This window comes from Lentilactobacillus fungorum (assembly GCF_016860605.1).
GTDB lineage: Bacteria > Bacillota > Bacilli > Lactobacillales > Lactobacillaceae > Lentilactobacillus > Lentilactobacillus fungorum.
Genome location: NZ_BNJR01000017.1, coordinates 90126 through 107999 on the forward strand (window position 1 = coordinate 90126; position 17874 = coordinate 107999).

At 41.6% G+C, this 17874-nt stretch carries 15 protein-coding genes; 6 read left to right on the forward strand and 9 right to left on the reverse strand.

What is annotated here, in order from left to right:
* Nucleotides 1-86: 86 nt before the first annotated feature.
* A complete protein-coding gene (gene glpK, locus YK48G_RS11130) occupies nucleotides 87-1616 on the reverse strand; it encodes a glycerol kinase GlpK (RefSeq protein WP_203630789.1) in 1530 nt (509 codons plus the stop codon).
* Nucleotides 1617-1805: 189 nt separating this feature from the next.
* Nucleotides 1806-2045 (reverse strand): hypothetical protein, encoded by a 240-nt coding sequence (locus YK48G_RS11135; RefSeq protein ID WP_203630790.1) that lies wholly within the window; start codon nucleotides 2043-2045, stop codon nucleotides 1806-1808.
* Between the two features lie 394 nt (nucleotides 2046-2439).
* Here YK48G_RS11135 and YK48G_RS11140 point away from each other — a divergent pair, with 394 nt between their 5' ends.
* A complete protein-coding gene (locus YK48G_RS11140; protein WP_203630791.1) occupies nucleotides 2440-2646 on the forward strand; it encodes a hypothetical protein in 207 nt (68 codons plus the stop codon).
* 292 nt (nucleotides 2647-2938) lie between these two features.
* Here the strand turns inward: YK48G_RS11140 and YK48G_RS11145 are convergent, their stop codons facing one another.
* The gene (locus tag YK48G_RS11145; protein WP_203630792.1) at nucleotides 2939-3565 is read right to left on the reverse strand and encodes a hypothetical protein; all 627 of its coding nucleotides are present in this window, start codon (nucleotides 3563-3565) and stop codon (nucleotides 2939-2941) included.
* A 135-nt stretch (nucleotides 3566-3700) separates the two neighbouring features.
* On the opposite strand from YK48G_RS11145, the gene YK48G_RS11150 reads away from it, so the two are divergent.
* Nucleotides 3701-4357, forward strand: coding sequence for a DUF6198 family protein (locus YK48G_RS11150; protein WP_203630793.1), 657 nt, complete (start codon nucleotides 3701-3703; stop codon nucleotides 4355-4357).
* Here the strand turns inward: YK48G_RS11150 and YK48G_RS11155 are convergent.
* Both YK48G_RS11155 and YK48G_RS11160 read right to left on the reverse strand, forming a co-directional pair.
* Nucleotides 4335-5186: an alpha/beta hydrolase gene (locus YK48G_RS11155; RefSeq protein WP_203630794.1), complete on the reverse strand. Its 852-nt coding sequence runs from the start codon at nucleotides 5184-5186 to the stop codon at nucleotides 4335-4337. The two genes, YK48G_RS11150 and YK48G_RS11155, sit on opposite strands and share 23 nt — an antisense overlap.
* 1007 nt (nucleotides 5187-6193) lie before the next feature.
* Entirely contained in the window at nucleotides 6194-6352 is a 159-nt protein-coding gene (locus YK48G_RS11160; protein WP_203630795.1) for a hypothetical protein, read from the reverse strand.
* 130 nt (nucleotides 6353-6482) lie between these two features.
* On the opposite strand from YK48G_RS11160, the gene YK48G_RS11165 reads away from it, so the two are divergent.
* Nucleotides 6483-6752, forward strand: coding sequence for a type II toxin-antitoxin system RelE/ParE family toxin (locus YK48G_RS11165; RefSeq protein ID WP_373300222.1), 270 nt, complete (start codon nucleotides 6483-6485; stop codon nucleotides 6750-6752).
* 305 nt (nucleotides 6753-7057) lie between these two features.
* On the opposite strand, the gene purB is transcribed toward YK48G_RS11165, so the two are convergent.
* Entirely contained in the window at nucleotides 7058-8353 is a 1296-nt protein-coding gene (gene purB / locus YK48G_RS11170) for an adenylosuccinate lyase (protein WP_203630797.1), read from the reverse strand.
* A 652-nt stretch (nucleotides 8354-9005) separates the two neighbouring features.
* On the opposite strand from purB, the gene YK48G_RS11175 reads away from it, so the two are divergent.
* The 3 genes from YK48G_RS11175 to YK48G_RS11185 all read left to right on the forward strand — a co-directional run bounded on the left by YK48G_RS11175 (nucleotide 9006) and on the right by YK48G_RS11185 (nucleotide 12201).
* Complete coding sequence (locus YK48G_RS11175; protein ID WP_203630798.1) at nucleotides 9006-10286, forward strand: adenylosuccinate synthase; 1281 nt, start codon at nucleotides 9006-9008, stop codon at nucleotides 10284-10286.
* A 95-nt stretch (nucleotides 10287-10381) separates the two neighbouring features.
* Nucleotides 10382-11353, forward strand: coding sequence for a GMP reductase (locus YK48G_RS11180; protein WP_203630799.1), 972 nt, complete (start codon nucleotides 10382-10384; stop codon nucleotides 11351-11353).
* Between the two features lie 125 nt (nucleotides 11354-11478).
* Nucleotides 11479-12201 (forward strand): alpha/beta hydrolase, encoded by a 723-nt coding sequence (locus YK48G_RS11185; protein WP_203630800.1) that lies wholly within the window; start codon nucleotides 11479-11481, stop codon nucleotides 12199-12201.
* Between the two features lie 116 nt (nucleotides 12202-12317).
* Here YK48G_RS11185 and YK48G_RS11190 read toward each other — a convergent pair whose 3' ends face one another.
* The 3 genes from YK48G_RS11190 to nhaC all read right to left on the reverse strand — a co-directional run bounded on the left by YK48G_RS11190 (nucleotide 12318) and on the right by nhaC (nucleotide 17654).
* Nucleotides 12318-15002, reverse strand: a complete 2685-nt coding sequence (locus tag YK48G_RS11190; protein WP_203630801.1) for a DUF5776 domain-containing protein — start codon at nucleotides 15000-15002, stop codon at nucleotides 12318-12320.
* A 409-nt stretch (nucleotides 15003-15411) separates the two neighbouring features.
* Entirely contained in the window at nucleotides 15412-16020 is a 609-nt protein-coding gene (gene apf, locus YK48G_RS11195; protein WP_203630929.1) for an aggregation-promoting factor, read from the reverse strand.
* Nucleotides 16021-16253: 233 nt separating this feature from the next.
* Complete coding sequence (gene nhaC, locus YK48G_RS11200) at nucleotides 16254-17654, reverse strand: Na+/H+ antiporter NhaC (protein WP_203630802.1); 1401 nt, start codon at nucleotides 17652-17654, stop codon at nucleotides 16254-16256.
* Nucleotides 17655-17874 lie beyond the last annotated feature (220 nt).

A 17874-nucleotide genomic window follows, 5' to 3' on the forward strand; every position in this document is an offset into this window, starting at 1 on the left:
CTGCTGGTCACAAAAAATCCCGATAACTGGACTGACATTCTAATGGGTCAGCCATTATCGGGAATTTTTATTGTCATTTATTTTAATTAATCCGAAATCTCATCATCTTCGCTTGGCTTAAATGCTCGGGCCGCATTCACCGCCGCCTTCCAACCGCGGTATAGTCGCTTACGCTTAGCCTTATCCATTTCTGGCTTAAAGGTTCGCCCTTCGACTGCCAAACTTTTAACTTCATCAATATCCTTCCAGTAGCCAACCGCCAAGCCAGCTAATATCGCTGCTCCAAACGCCGTGGTATTTTCATCGGCTGCCCGCTCAATTGGAATGTCTAACATATCAGCTTGGAACTGCATCAAATAGCGATTTCGAGAAGCACCGCCATCTGCTCGCAACGCTGGAATGTACATATTGGTATCCTTTTCCATCGTTCGAATGATATCCTTGGTGCCATAAGCAATTGACTGCAAGGTTGCTTTGACAAAATCATCCTTCGTCGTCCCACGAGTGAGGCCAAATACGGCACCGCGGACATCTTGTTCCCAGTATGGAGCTCCTAAGCCGTTAAACGCTGGGACAACATAAACTTCATCGTCATCTTGAGATCTCATCGCTGCATCGCGGGTCTCGGCAACGTTATCAATCAGATTCATTTGATCCGTTAACCAACTCAAGGCAGTTCCGGCCGAAAAGATCGATCCTTCCAGCGCATAAGTCACGTCGCCATCAATGTTATAGGCGATTGTCGTTAATAAGTTATCATCTGATAATTCCGGTTTAGATCCCGTATTCATCATGATAAATGCACCATCGCCATAAGTGTTTTTAATCATCCCCGGCTCAAACGCCAACTGACCAATTAAAGCAGCCGACTGGTCACCGGCAATCCCGGCAATCGGCACTTCAATGCCATAAAATTGATAGTTTTTGGTGGTGCCATATAATTCACTAGAGGTTTTAACGGCCGGTAAAATTTGAGCTGGAATGTTCAACAATTTTAAAATGTCATCGTCCCATCTCAAAGCATGAATGTTAAACAGCATGGTTCGACTGGCATTAGAAACGTCGGTAATGTGATACTTGCCGCCAGATAGTTTCCAGACCAGCCAACTATCAACCGTTCCAAAAAGCAGCTCGCCATTTTCAGCCCGCTGTTGCGCGTTATCCACATGATCTAATATCCAACGAACTTTAGTCGCTGAAAAATAAGAATCAATGATCAGGCCGGTTTTTTTATGGATTAAGTTTGAATAGCCTTCATCCTTTAGTTTCCGTGCTAACGGAGCTGTTTGCTTGGATTGCCAGCCAATCGCGTTATAGATCGGGTCTCCGGTTTCTTTGTCCCAGATGATCGTTGTTTCACGTTGATTAACAATCCCAATCCCGGAAATATCTTCTGGATGGATTCCCGCATCAATAAACGCGGATGAAATGGTACTCAACACAGAAGTCCAAATTTCATTCGGGTCCGTTTCGATCCAACCTGGATGGGGAATAATTTGTTTAACTGGTTTATAGGCCTCAATGACTTTTCTGCCATTTTGGTCAAAAATCATCGCCCGGGTACTCGTGGTCCCTTGGTCGATTGATAAAATATATTTTGGTTGATCTGTTAACATTCAATTCACTCCAATCGATGAAAATGCTAGTTCAATTATACAAAGGCATTTTCATGTAATGCAATTATTATGACCTGATTTGTTATTCATGATAATGAAAAAAGCACATTATGAACTATACCATAATGTGCTAATCATTTCAATTTGCTGGTTATCCAATGATTGTGAACGTTAATTCAACTAGACCAATTATCGTTTAACCTGAACATGAATATCATCGCCGTTGTCATTAAGTTCTTCATCGTAGCTGAAATTAGCGTCGGTAAAATATTGCTTGATTTCTTTATTAATATTTTCAAGCGGCCGATGATCCCCGTCCTGTCGGTTAATAATGATTTCATATTCTTTCTTATCATCATCGGTGTTGACGAAATTATAAATCACATCAACGGTATTTAAAATCTCTTGAATCAGTTGGCGTTCAGTCATTCCAATACCCCTTTCAAGTAAAGTGAGCGGAGCCAGGCGCTTAGAAAGCGGAGCGTAAGTCTCCTCGAACGGAAATTCCCGGTTTTGGAATTTTTGTTCGAGGTGCTTACGTGTAGCTTTCTGCCTGGCGCAGCTGTCCTCATTAAGTAAGCGAAGCCAGGTAGTCAGAAAACAGCATATAGACCTCCTTACCCCAAAATCCCTAGGCTTGGGATTTTTTTGTCGAGGTATTTATGCAGCGTTTTTTGTCTGGCAATGCTACTCTATACATCTACTTTAGCGCTAATTGGCAAAAAGTGTTACCAAAATATTTTCAAATTGTGCGCAAATCCGAAAAAAAGTTTACATTTCGCGTTTTGGTGAACTATACTTGAGATTATCGTAAGAGGTGAGTATGATGACGATTGCATCAAAAGAAATTTCAAATGAGTTGATGAGTGCATACAAAGAAGGTCGATTAGTCTCCATTCAAGTTTCCGATGGCACAATTACTGGCGGAGTGGCCGCAGTCAATGATGATCAGGCATTTATCAAACGACCAGCCAAGGGCGTTATGGTCATCAAGCTCAGTGACATTCAAAAGGTTACCATCTTGAATTGATGAGTTAGGTAATTAAGCAATTTTTCGCCAACTAGGATCGCCTGAATAAAGGTGAACTTAGTTGGTATTTATTTTGGGTAGTTAAGGCTGAAATGGTGTCCTTTAATGGGACACGACATTACTGCTATTCCAATATTAGAATTTTCCTCTATCCCATCGTATTTTTCTCCCTAGTCAAGTGACCCCCTGAAAACTAGCACTAAACTAATAAACAGCTTCGATTGACTCCCAAACTTGGGAAACTCAACCGAAACTGCTCATTAAACTGTGCCAAACTATTTTTCTCTGCACACTATTTATTTTTCTCATACAATATCTGCTCAAACTTCTCTCTCAAACTTTCAGTTAGCATAATAATATCTTTGGAGGCCCGATTGACTCCCAAATCAAAACAGAATCTCAATGGAACTCCCATGTTGTAATCTTCTTCAAATTCCTTGATCTTCTTTGGGTCCACATCTCGACTGTAGCCCATCAAATATTTCATGCCCAAGCGCTTATGGACATCCCAATTTGACGCATCTCGATGGCCAGCCAACAAATCACTTACTTTAATTGAATCTAATGCCCGCACCAATGTCTCGGCATTGCTAATTTTATGTTGGACGCCCAAAAAGATGAAATACCTCCTCATAACAGGAATAACGGACGTAAAGAATACGTTGGTTGCCGCAATTTTTTCTGGCAGCATTTTTAATATAACTTCTTTAATCGATCTCGCAGTATATCGCCTCGGACTTCGTAATTGGTACTTGTAGGACAAGCTGACTACTGCCTGGGTGATATAAAAGGCAGCCGCTTTTTCTGGTTTATTAAGTTTTTGAAATGAGCGGGTCGTCCGAAAGCGATTGAACCACAGACGATTTTTTTCAACGTTTTTTTCGGCTTCGACTTCCGAATAAGCTGTTCGTTGTTGCACAAGACCGCCCCCTCTAGTTAAGATATTAACACGACTAACACGATATACACATCAATTTGACTTTGAACGTTTTCAAAGACTACGAAATATTATACAATGAAGTTCATTGTATATTAAGGAGAAATTAACGACAAAATGGCTAAACTCAAAGATTTTAATCAACGTTTCTACTATCTCTGCTTATCAATAATTATAAACGCGGCTGGAAACGCCTTAGCAATCTCCAGTAACCTTGGCAGCGCCGTTTGGACTGGATCTGCCGTTAATTTATCCAAGTGGGTTAACATTCCATTAGGAAATACTTTATTCATCTATGGGATTCTCGTCACAATTTCAAACCAATTACTGATTGGCTCGTTTGATCGGCGGCGGTTTGTTTCCAACCTTCTCTTCACGCTACCATTTAGTTATCTGGTTCAGTTGGCACAATTTGTTTTTGATTCTTTAGGTGTCCCGACGCTCGACTTTTGGGCCAGAATGATCCTAGATATCATTGGCCTATTCGGCGTCGCGGTGGCCGTTTCCATGTATTCGCGAGCGAATCTCATTATGCATCCTAACGACGATCTGGCATACATTATTCGTTTCAAATTCATTCACGGAAGTGCCATCCTATCTCAATGGTTGAGCTACATTCCACCGATTATTGTCATTATTGCCGCTTATTTTTTCACCGGCAAGCTGTACGCCATTGGTTTTGGTACCATCTTTGCGCTCACTTTCCAAGGGGCAATGATGAAGTGGTCAGACACCCATGCCTTTCCAAAACTCAAGCACCACGTTGATCTTTGATAAAAGTGACAATCTGCTTCTTAGTACGTTTGGTTTCTGGCAAGTCAGGCCAGAGAATGTAGTCATGAAAGCCATCCTTGAGGGGCGTTACTTCAACTTGCATCGCGGTCTTTGCCAAAGCTGCGGTGAACTGCTCGTCACTTGGCACTAGCAGTTCATTGGCTCCGTAAAAGAGTCTTAACTGGCCGCTTAACATTGCTGGTGGCGCGCAAGGATCCACCCAATTAGCGGTAGTTAAGCCAGCTTTAAACTCCGTTGCAATTTGGCGCAGAACGCCTAGATCCAACATCACATCATTAGCTGCCCTAGTTTTAACCTGTGAATCCGTGAGTTGCAAGTCCAACCAAGGGGAAACCAATACCGTTCCAGCAATTCTGCTTGACTCCTTGAATAACAATTGGTTAGCGATTGTCGCACCAGCAGAATCCGCAATCAAAAAAATGGGCAAGTGCGTTTCTATCACCCGATTAAACGCCTCGGCTGAAAATGCTAACAGTTTATCGGCCGAATATTGCGGCAATAATGGAAAATCCGCAATCTGCAACGTACTATTAGTCGCTTCGGCAATTGACTCAATCATTGCCAATTGCGCTTCATTCAAGGGCACCCGAAACGCGCCACCATGAAAATAGAGAATTTGACTATTAGGCTGGCTTGAGTAACTAATCGTCACCAACTGGCCGCCTTCAAACTGATCAACGGCTTTAAATCGATCACTACTTTGAAACAAATTAAAGCGTTGATTGGGATGCAAAAAGCTGTGGCTCACAATCTGTTGATATCCCTGCGCTCGAAACTTTTTCATTAATCGTCTGGCTGCAAAGCTCATACCATCCCTCCTCACTATTTTTCGATAGATTTAACGATTACAAATATCTAGCCCATTTGGCAATTTCTAATTACTAGAGTTCGTGCTCACTAACTTTAGGCTACTCCATTAGTGAAATTTAAGAAACTATTATTTGGCTTTTAGTAAAATTCACACTTTCTTCACATTTAATTCATCATTTGGTAACATCCATTGGCTATTCTATTAAATGTGACGTGAGTTAATAAACTCATGTTAGTGATAAGTTAAATCCCCCTTTAATTTATTACTTTTGTATTCATATTCTTCCCCTAGAATATATTAGGTATCTTGAGATAAGACATCCCCGTGTCTTATCTTTTTTAATATCTCCCTTCCGTTCTGAGATTTGCAAAATTTCTCAGATCAAAAGTTCACAAAAAGTTCACACTTTATTCAATTTTTGGCAACAATCTTTGCTTATACTGTAGTCATCAAGTATGAAGGTTACTTACTTCATGCTGGTAATAAATTAAATCCCCCTTTAGTTTATTACTTTTGTATTCATATTCTTCCCCTAGAATATAGGTATCTTGAGATAAGGCATCCCCGTGTCTTATCCTTTTTTCTTCTTGAACTCATTTTGTCTCTCCCCCAATAGACAAGAAAAAGGTTTAATTTTAAACAACGGCCAACCAATTGGGTTGCCGCTGTTTTTTTGACTAAAGAGGACTTGCTTTTGGCGACCATGAATCCGCTTTGCTACGCTCACTATTTTTTTGTTAGTTCACAAAAAAATCACATTTTCTCCATTTTTTAGTAATATTTATCCTGTATATTAAAAGCATGGAAAGAGATAAACAATGTTTATTTCTTCTCACCCCCCAATAACGAGTGATAAATTAATCCCCCCATTAATTTGTTGCTTTTCATATTCATATTCCCCTCAGAATATTGATACTATAAAGATAAGGCTTCCCCCGCCTTATCTTTTTTTGTGCAGAGAAACGGCGAGTATGGTTACCGTATGCATCATAAGTACACTTCAATCAGCGTCTTTTCCATGCTCGACCAGCTTCACGGTCAATAATCGTCAAAATGCAGACATCAACAAACACCCAAACCAGCTCACCAATACTAATACGACCGTTAACCAAGTTTTTGAGCGGGTCAACGAGTAAAATGATGCCCGCAATATTCATCAACACTACCAAAGCTCCATAGAACAACTTTCTGCCATTCACTTTATCACCTACCTTCTGAGTTGATTATTTGCTATCATTTTAACAGGAAACCAATTAATTAATGAATCAAAACCAAGTAAGTTAAGGAGTCTAACTGATGACTTATCAACCCAAGTATCAATCCCGTTTCAAAAAACATTACCAAAACATGATTCGTGCCAAACGCTATACCGAAGCCGAATTTACCGCTATTAAGAAACAGTTATTAAGTGGCGAACCGGTTGCCGAAAAGTATGACGATCACGTCATCAAAAGTCGCAAACCTCAACGGGCGTTATTTATTAAGGGTAACTGGCTGCTCATTTATGAAATTGTTGGTAACACCATTTACTTTCTAGATACTGGCCGTCACGGGGAGGTTTAATCGATAATTAACACTAGTAACGATTTTTCGCCATCAAAAAAATCGACCTTTTATTCGGGTCGATCTTTTCATCTTTATCAAGTTATTTCCTGAGTTTCCTTAGATTATGAGCTACTATCACGGCCTTCTTTACCGATAATACCAGCCGTCATTTCGTCAACCGCCTTCAAACCTTCACTATTTATAACCATCTAAGGTCTCAACTTGTTTTCCATTAGTGATTACTCTCTCAAGGGCATTTCAGTTACGAAATGTTGCAACTTTAACTTTCAAGCTGATTAGTGATCAGCAAAAAGCTCAATGCACTATTCCAAACCAACCCGCGCAAATATCTCATCCACATGGCGAATATGATAATGGTAATCAAACGCATCGGCAATCTGGTCTTCACTTAGCGCATCCGTAATCTTTTTGTCGCCTTCGACTAAATCACGGAACTGAATGCCCTGATCCCAAGATTTCTTGGTTAATGGTTGAACCAAATCATAGGCCTGTTCTCTAGTCATTCCCGAGTCAATCAGCTTTAGCATCACTCGTTGGCTGTAAATCAGTCCATAAGTCATGCCCATATTCTGCTTCATTCGCTCTGGGAAGACCGTTAATCGCTCTAAAATATTTGAGAAGCGGTGCATCATGTAATCCAACAAAATTAAGGTGTCTGGAATGATGATTCGCTCTGCAGATGAATGGGAGATGTCTCGTTCATGCCACAATGGCACATCCTCGTAGGCCGTAATCATGTGACCACGAACTACTCGAGCGAGTCCACAAATATTCTCTGAACCAATTGGATTTCGCTTATGCGGCATGGCCGATGAGCCCTTTTGTCCAGCATCAAAATGTTCTTCAACCTCATGGATTTCAGACCGCTGCAGGCCACGAATTTCGGTGGCAAACTCTTCTAAACTCGTTGCAATCAGTGCCAAAGTTGAAATATAGTCCGCGTGTAAATCACGAGGTAAGATTTGGCTGGTGATCTCTTGGGCGTGCAAGCCTAATGAATCACATACATACTGTTCAACAAACGGTGGCACATTGGCGAACGTCCCGACTGCGCCAGAAATTTGGCCCGCCTCCAATTCTTTAGAGGTTACCTCAAAACGACGCTTATTTCGGTTCATTTCAGAATACCAGCGAGCCAACTTCAAACCAAAGGTAGTCGGCTCAGCTTGAACGCCATGTGTTCGACCGATCATAACCGTATCTTTATACTTCTTGGCCTGTTTGGCAATCACGTCAATCAGGCGATCAATATCATCTTTAATAAGTTTATTAGCTTGTTTAATCCGAACACCATATGCCGTGTCAACGACGTCCGTGCTAGTAACGCCGTAATGCACCCACTTTTTTTCGGGTCCTAGTGACTTAGAAACATCCCTGGTAAAAGCCACGATGTCATGATGGGTCACGGCTTCAATTTCGGCAATGCCATCCACATCAAACTTGGCATTCTTTTTAATTTTTTCAACGTCCTCAGCCGGAATTTTACCCAACTTGGCCCATGCCTCGTCAATGGCAATTTCAACTTTTAGCCAAGCAGCATACTGATTTTGGAGTGACCAAATCTGACTCATTTCCGGTAATGAATATCTATCTATCATAGTGTGTCCTTTCAAGTTAAAGTGAGCGGAGCAAAGCGGTTAGAAAGCGGAGTGTAAGTTTACTTGACCGGAAATCCCGGGCTTGGATTTTTGGGCAAGTAGGCTTACGCGCAGCTTTCTGCTTTGCACAGCTGTCCTAATAAAGTGAGCGAAGCAAAGCGTTTAGAAAGCGGAGTGTAAGTTTACTTGACCGGAAATCCCGGGCTTGGATTTTTGGGCAAGTAGGCTTACGCGCAGCTTTCTGCTTTGCGCAGCTGTCCTAAATAAGTGAGCGAAGCCAGGCGTTTAGAAAGCGGAGCGTAAGGCTCCTCTAACGGAAATTCCCGGGCTTGGGATTTTCGTTAGAGGTGTTTACGTGTAGCTTTCTGCCTGGCGTAGCTATCCTAATATAGGTAAAAAAGCACAACCACAAAGCTCATCCAAGCTCTGCCCCGCCATTCTAAATAATCATACCATTATGATAGCATATTGTTCGCCCTTTGACTATATTTTGGAAGTAATCTTCACGTTATGTTCGTATCCCGTTTTAAAGTCGAACTTTAAGCGTTTTGACCCTTAAAATTATTAACCTTTTGGTTGATTAATGGCGGCGATGTTGGTAAAATTAAAAATGCTGGGTTACGGCTTGGCAATAAAATTTAGAGGTGTTCATATGTCATCTATTGTGATTGTTGGAAGTCAATGGGGCGACGAAGGAAAGGGTAAGATTACCGATTTCTTCGGCCAAAGTGCTGACATTATCGCCCGCTATCAAGGCGGGGATAATGCCGGCCATACCATTGTCTTTAACGGCCATAGCTATCATTTGCAGCTAATTCCATCTGGTATTTTTGATCAAGAAAAATATAGTGTGATTGGCAACGGCGTAGTCGTTAATCCCAAATCTTTGATCAGCGAAATGGACAATTTAAAACAGGACGGCATCAGTACGGATAATCTTCGAATTTCAAACCGTGCTCAAGTGATTATGCCTTACCATATTTTGTTCGATGGTTTGCAGGAGCAAAAAAAGGATGCCAAAATTGGCACAACCAATAAAGGAATCGGCCCTGCATACATGGATAAATACGAAAGAATTGGAATCCGGATTGCCGATTTGATTGACAGAGAGACATTTGAAGAAAAGCTTCGAAGCAATCTCAAAATTAAAAATGAACTGCTAGAAAAAATTTATCATGTAAAACCGCTAGACTTCGACACAATTTTCAATGAATACAATCAATATGCTGAGCGTATTCGCCCTTACGTCATTGATGCTTCCTATATAATTAACAACGCATTAGATGATGACAAAAACGTTTTGTTTGAAGGTGCCCAGGGGGTTATGCTAGACGTTGATCACGGTACTTACCCGTTTGTAACGTCTTCAAACCCCAGTGCGGGGGGTGCGGCCGTCGGAACTGGCGTTGGCCCTAACCGGATCAATAACGTTATCGGCGTTTGCAAGGCTTACACCTCTCGAGTCGGTGAGGGGCCATTCCCAACTGAGCTTAAAGACGAGGTTGGCGATCATATTCGTGAAGTTGGTCATGAATATGGCGTTGTTACTAAGCGGCCGCGTCGAATTGGCTGGTTTGACAGTGTCGTCCTTCGCCACTCAGCTCGCGTAAGTGGTTATACGCATTTAGCACTTAACTGCTTGGATATTCTAACTGGTATTAAAACTTTAAAAATTTGTGTTGCTTATGAGCTAAACGGTCAAAAAATTGATCATTACCCTGCTACTCTTAAAGAACTTGATCATTGCAAACCCGTTTATGAAGAGCTCCCTGGCTGGGACGAAGACATCACCGAATGCAAAACGTTTGATGAATTACCGGCGAATGCTCAAAATTATTTGACTCATATTCAAGAAGCCGTTGGCGTGCCGTATGCAACTTTCTCGGTCGGTCCTGACAGAACTCAAACTAACGTTGTTGAAAAAGTGTGGTAACAAGTAGCAGTGAACGTAGCGAAACAATTAGAAGTCGTCAATAGGCTAGGCATTTCACAGCTGTCGGAGCTGTCCTAAAACCTCGGAGGTAAATCATGGAAGTATTTGATTACGAAGACATTCAACTCATCCCCAATAAAAATATTATTAAGAGCAGAAGTGACGCTGACACTTCAGTTAAATTTGGCCCAAAGACTTTCAAGATCCCAGTGGTTCCCGCAAACATGGAAACCGTCATTAACGATGATCTTGCTATTTGGTTGGCTCAAAACGACTACTTCTATGTTATGCATCGCTTCCAACCTGAAAAGCGAGAACCGTTCATTAAAAAAATGCATTCATTGAACCTTTACGCTTCAATTAGTGTCGGGATCAAACCGGAAGAATACGAATTTATTGATCAGTTAGTTGCTGACGGCCAAAAGCCAGAATATATCACTATTGACGTTGCTCACGGTCATTCTGACTACGTTATCCAAATGATCCATTACATCAAGGAACAATTACCGGATAGTTTCTTAATTGTTGGTAATTTGGGAACTCCCGAAGCGGTTCGAGAAATTGAAAATGCCGGTGCGGATGCAACAAAGATTGGGATCGGCCCAGGTAAAGCCTGCATCACTAAATTAAAAACCGGTTTTGGAACTGGGGGCTGGCAATTAGCCGCTTTAAGATTGTGCTCAAAGGCTGCTCGCAAACCAATGATTGCAGACGGTGGTATCCGTTACAACGGCGACATTGCTAAATCAATTCGCTTCGGTGCATCAATGGTCATGATCGGTTCATTGTTGGCTGGTCATGAGGAAACCCCGGGCAACCTCATCAGTATTGACGGTAAAAAGTATAAGCAATACTGGGGGTCCGCTTCAGAACGCCAAAAAGGCGCCTATCGAAACGTTGAGGGTCGCCAAATGCTAGTGCCATATCGTGGTCACATCGCCGATACGCTTAATGAGATGCAGCAAGATCTTCAGTCATCAATTTCATACGCTGGTGGCCGAAAGCTAAACGATATTACTAAAGTCGATTATGTGGTTCTAAAGAATTCCATTTTTAACGGTGACTAGCCCGCTACTTATTGACTAATTTAAAAATCCCTGCGACAATCATTCTCAAATGATGATTATCGCAGGGATTTTTATTATAGTGAATTCGAAAGGACAGCTGTGAAAAGTAGTTAGGAGCCTCAATCATGTCAATCTTAAATTTCACTCGCGCTTGGCCATCGCTTCAAGAACAGACAACCATTCATGTTATTTTACCCAATGAACTTCCAAGCGGCGGCAGCTTTCAAGTATTATGGCTGTTGCATGGCCTCGGCGATAACGGCAGTGGTTGGCTGCGAAAGACCAATCTTGAAGTTCTCGATAAGTATACTAATTTAGCCATTATTACTCCGGAAATGAACCGTAGCTTTTACACAAACATGGCCGCTGGTCTGCCCTACTGGGATTACTTAACGCAAGAAGTCATTCCAGAAATGCGCAAATTGTTGCCATTATCTACTGATTTCAAGGATAATTTTGTGGGTGGCGTTTCAATGGGCGGCTTTGGCGCGTTCAAGCTTGCTTTTGCTCATCCCGATTGGTTTAGTGCCGTGGTTGCCATTTCGGCGGTTGTCGATTTAACAATGCTCCCTGACCTTATGCCAGATTATCGTAGCATTTTCGGTGAAACGATGCCAAAACAATATTTGGAAAGATTGGCAGCAAAAGCCCCTCAAGCCGCTCTTCGTAAACTCCGCATTTATGACTGTATTGGCAATCAGGATTTCTTGAAAGCCACCAATGACCAATTCGCGGATTATCTTCAACACCAGCTGGACCTCAACCTCACTTATGTTACTGAAACCGGCGACCACGATTGGTTATATTGGCAGCGAGTTTTACCAGATATTTTGCATTGGCTACTTTAAGTTATGAGCAACCGCGACATTTTTCTGAGCAAAGAGAAAAGAGTTAGCCCAATCGCTGAGCAAAAATATCCCAACAATTTGCATATTGCGAATTGCTGAGATATTTCTTTCATAAATCATTTAATTGGCTTAACGTAATGTGAATTAGCAGTGATGTAACCACCGGCTACTTTATATCTTAATGAATTTCCATGGGCATAGTCCCATTTTACTACTCTAAGAACATGATGGGTCTTAATCAGGGATTCCTTATGGTGTAAATTAACATCGCGGTATAAATAGAGGTTGTGCTTGACGAGAACCCGCTTCGGCACGTTAGGCCGATTAATCGCCGTCCACTGTTTGTTTCCAGAGATATAATGACCGTTTGTTAACTTAAAACGAGTAGTTAAGCCGGAATGAACAACTTTCTTAACGTTTAACACAGTTCCTTGCTTGAAATGCTTAACCCGATTCAGATGCATAAATCTTGTCGATTTGTATTCGTAAGTACCTTTAGGATTAATCACATATAGTTTATGATAATTACCCTGCCAGTAAAGGGGCGCAACATAAGTGGCCTTTGCTGTGATAAAACTGCCATCACTTAAAACATATCTCAAATTGCCATTAGTCGATTTTTGCGTTCCAACCACGTGAAAAATCGGTGCATAAATTCTCACTCGTTGGCGATATTTTTTAATCCGCTGATTCTTTTTAAAGTTAACATTCTGATACCGATATACTGTCTTCTTAGCATATACTTTAAATTCAGACTTTGCTTGATCAGCAGTAGCGCTCTGTGCCTTTTGCTGATCAGGAATAGATTTCACAGAAGAATCGTTATTAACTCCCGTTGTATTTCTGGACACAATGGTCCCGGTTGCTGAACTATTATCTGTATGAATTGGTTTACTTTGAGCAATCACTTTGACACTAATCGTTTTTTGAGTTTCACCCAAACGATAAGTAACTGGATAAGTCCCTGGCTTGGCATTGTTTAATTTAGATGTGTCAATTTTCATCCCGGCTTTCACAGCATCGTTGTACTTTGCATACTTAGTGCCATCAGGTCCAATTGCCGAAACAAAGGCAGTCGCTGGATCAAACTTCTCGCCCTGATTAAGTGAAACATCTTTAAGCTCCAGGGCACTTTGATCCTTAACCGTAACGGTTGCAGTTTGGCTGGTCATTTGTGGTATTGCATATGTTACCTTATAAACGCCCGCTTTTGCTGTATCCACTTTAGGTGTTTCAGTGATCGTCATAATACCGGCCTTAATAAGTTCATCAAAGTATCTACCGTCATAGACATCTGTAACTGGCTTACCACTAATATCTGTGTTTTGAATCGTAAGAGAAATGAAGCCGTCTTTTGGGGTATAATTATCGCCAAGATTTAATGTTAAATCTTTGAGTTGCCATTGAAAGGGATTAGGTTTAACGACCACTGTTTGCTTGGCTGTTTGTCCTTCATAAGAATAAGTGAGGTTGTAAGTTCCGGGTACGGAAGTATCAATCGTTGGCGTAACGGTAATATCCTTGTTGGTCAGCCAGCGACCAGTGCTGTCAATTGAATGATAAAGTGTATAGTCCCCATACAAATACTTCTCAGGATCAAACTGGTCTTTATAATTTAGCGTCACTGCAGCCGGGCTCACCATCAAAATTCCCTTAAACGGTTTATGACTGACCACATAAGTTTCGGGCTGCTGGGGAACTGAAGAAGATGAATGACTGTACAAAGTTGCCAGGTCTAAAGATTTGTTCCCCTCTGGGTTAAAGACATTTCCGTTACCAACCAACTGATATTGAAGTGGCGTCTTACCATCATTTGGCGTTGTCGTGACTAGCTGTGGTTGTTCGACACCATTGACTGCATACCCTTTTTCATCCGCCAGTTCGATAATCCCCGAACTACCATTAACCATCATAAACGTTTGCGGTGAGTTAAATTTATCACCAGGCCCTAGCTTGATTACCGCCGGTGTATTGTAAATCCGATCCCACAAGGTAATTCCGAACATATTTTTGGTAGTCGCCTCACCATCGTTCGTTACACCGCTCATGTTCCAACTTGAGATATCGATATAATATTGATCTGTCGCTAACATATATGAGAAGTTCTTAACGTGTGAGACATCGATTTGGGCAAGCATCTTGTTCAAGACATTAGAGTTGGCTAGTATGTTCGCGTCATTGGCTATATAATTTCCCGTAGGTTCCCAATTTGAGAACATCCCTTCCATGCTGGTAACGTGACTGTAATCCAACTTGTCCAGCCCCGTAACCTGAGTATTATCTGAATAGAACATGTAGGCCATGTCAGTTACATCACTCGTATCCAGATTAGAAAGGTCAATTTCATCTGTATTTAAGTTTGCAAACAACCCATCCAGTGATTGATCAGTGGTCACACCTTTAGCAATAATTACTTTTGCTAATTTGGAATTATTATGATGGGAACTGTAATAACCATTGTCAAGCTTAGAAATTGAGTATGGATGAAATTGGTCATCAACGCCACCAGCTGGCACCCCAAGATGACCACTCAAAATAGTTAAAACATTGTTGGAAACTTGCCACTTGAAGTGAAATGTTGGGACTTTGTCATCTACGTATTCACCAGAAGTATGTTGATCGTCAGCAGATGAGCTGACAGATGTTAGTGATTGTAATTCACTTACATTTTGATTGAGTAAATTCGTATTTTGAGTATCATTAGTCATCTGCGTGTCGGCAGATGAATTACTCATCCCAATGCAGACTCCGGTCAAAGCAACTAAGCACCCCAAAAGCCATTGATTCTTTTTCCAAAACATTTATTAAAACTCCCCTCAAAAATTACAGAACAACTGAACAGCTTTCTGTAATCATTTTGTACTTTACATACTTTGTCATATTAGCATTACAAGTTGTTAATTGTCCATGTTTTCAAACCAAAATTTTTAGCTACTCAACTATGAATCATTCTTAGGATTACTTCACTCAACTATTGACTGTTTATGCTTACACAAATAACTCAGATAGCCTTGCTCTGCTACATAAAAAAGGATCCAACAATGAACAAAAACCGTTCATCATTAGATCCTTTCCCTACCACTTTGCGGAAACCCGTTCCGCCGGCCCTGACACTGACTAAAAAAATCACCAGCAATGAGCAAAACCTGCTCACTACTGATGATTTTCTTTTAGACTTCCGGGTCAACCCGGGTCTAATCACGCTCTATCTTAATACCAGCCATTTGCTTGCCAGAATGCTTGAGCTGCTGACCATGAACCGTAACGGCTTGCTACGTATTGGTTAGCGACTTTTTCCTGGTTTGCTGCTGAATAATCACCATGAAGGTATGATGCCGATAATTGGTACTTGCCAATGTATTGGCCATTTCGTGCTGAGTATGAACCGCCTGATTCTTTGTTGGCAATCCAAGCTTTGGCACTACCGCCAGTTGAAGCAGCTGATGAGTAATTTGAAGTCGTGTTGTTACTTGCATAATTACTTGATGCCTGAGTTGATGTCTGTGGTTGGCTGTAACTCGTTTGAGTTTGGTTAGTTGTTTGTGCTTGAGTGGTTGTAGCAGCTTGATTGTTACCTTGAGTAGTGGAAGTTGTTGCGGCTGCTGAATCATTTGCACCTGGAATAGTCAACTGTTGACCAACTGTAATCACATTTGCATTCGAAAGGTTGTTTGCATTTTCGATTGCGCTGATGGAGGTATTGTATTGTTGTGCAATGCCCCAAACGGTATCGCCGGACTTAACTGTAACTACTGTGGAAGCATATGCGGAACCTGCGAAGAATAAACCAATAGCTGCGGCTGAAGTTGCGAGAATCATAGATAGTACTTTTTTCAAAATTACACACTCCTATATCTGTGTCCTGTGTCTAGATTTTGTTGACCTCATCGATCAACAGTACATAGTGTATAATTACGTTGTTACTATGCAATATCGACAGTATTAAGAAAACAAGGGTCTGTGTAATTAATGTAATAGTTAGGTAACGTTTGTTAAGAATAAAGTAATTAAAACGTTTTTCCAAAGCGTTTCCAATCTTATTCTTACTCAAGTTAATCGGCTTTTGGTCGTCCACGCAAATATTTCAAACCAATGCCGGTAAACCCACTTAAAATCGAAAATACGGGCGATGACAGGCTAAAAATTGCGAATGGCAAGTAATGAATAGTTGAAACGCCCAGCGTATTGGCCGCAAAAACGCCCGCGACTCCCCAGGGAATCAAATAGTTAATAACTGTTCCGCCATCTTCCAAAGCTCGGCTTAACGCAACTGGTGCTAAACCGGCTTTATCAAAGGTTGATTTAAAAGCATTTCCGGGTAAGATCACGGACAAGTACTGTTCGCCGACAAATAAATTCACGCCAATTCCGCTCATAATGACCGCTGTAACGAGTGCGCCATTTGAGCTGAGCTTTTTGGACAATGGCCCCATCACCGCGTCAATGATCCCAAATTTCATTAACAAGCCGCCTAAGGCTAACGCCGAAATAATCAAGGCAATGGTTGCCATCATACTCATAATGCCGCCACGGGTTAAGAGATTATCAACGCTTTTATTACCAGTATGGGCAACGAACCCATTAGTCAAAGTATTGATAATCGATTGAATCTTTGTTCGTGGATTTTCCACGTAAATCATTCCCACAGCGACCACAATATTAATAAACAGCGTTGGGATAGCCGGAATTTTTCGCCATGCGCATAAAAACATTAGTACGATTGGCAGAAACGCCCAGGCAGTTACACTAAAATGAGTCGTTAACACGTTGACCGTCTGGTTAACCGAATGCTCATCCAGTTGCGCGTTTGAGTGACCAATGATGAAAAATACGGCCAAAGAGGTTAGCAGGGCCGGAATTGTCGACCACATCAAATTTCGAATGTGACTGAACAAGTCTGCGCCAACCACCGCGGACGCTAAATTTGTTGAATCTGATAATGGCGACGTCTTATCACCAAAGATAGCACCGGAGATGACTGCCCCCGCAATCATTGCAGGATTAATTCCCAGCGTTAATCCCATCCCTAAAAACGCAATGCCAATCGTCGATACCACCGTAAATGCGCTGCCAATCGCTGTACCAACAATTGTGCAAACTAAGAAAACCGATGGTAAAAACCACTCCGCAGAAATAAGCTGAAAGCCAAATACCATTAATGAAGGAATCACGCCGGCCGCAATCCAAGAACTAATCAGCGCACCAATCAGAATGAAAATAAACATTGGGATAATCCCCGTTGTAATGCCGTTAATAATCCCCTGATTAACGAAATCCCAAGAAAATCCGTGAACCTTTGCCCAAGCAATTAACAGTAGAATGACAAAAAGGATCGGCACCTCGGGTGAAATTTGAAATTTAATCACGCTGATTCCCATAATCATAAGCATCACCGCTAAAACAATTATTCCTTCAATTAAGCCAATCGGATTGGCGCTTTGGTTATTTTTCATAATGAAACTCCTTTTTTGATTGTTATGGTATGTATAAAGTAACCATTTAAAAATTTTGAGACGCAAAGAACGCCAACGACCACGAGTCGGGGGCAATCTATTTGGCTTCGGGCAAGGAACCTCATTAAAGACCTCGGGCAAAGATCCCCAGCCTGAGAATCTGGACCGGCCACCGAGCTGAATGACGCTCCGCCAGGCAGAAAAAGCCGCATAAGCACCT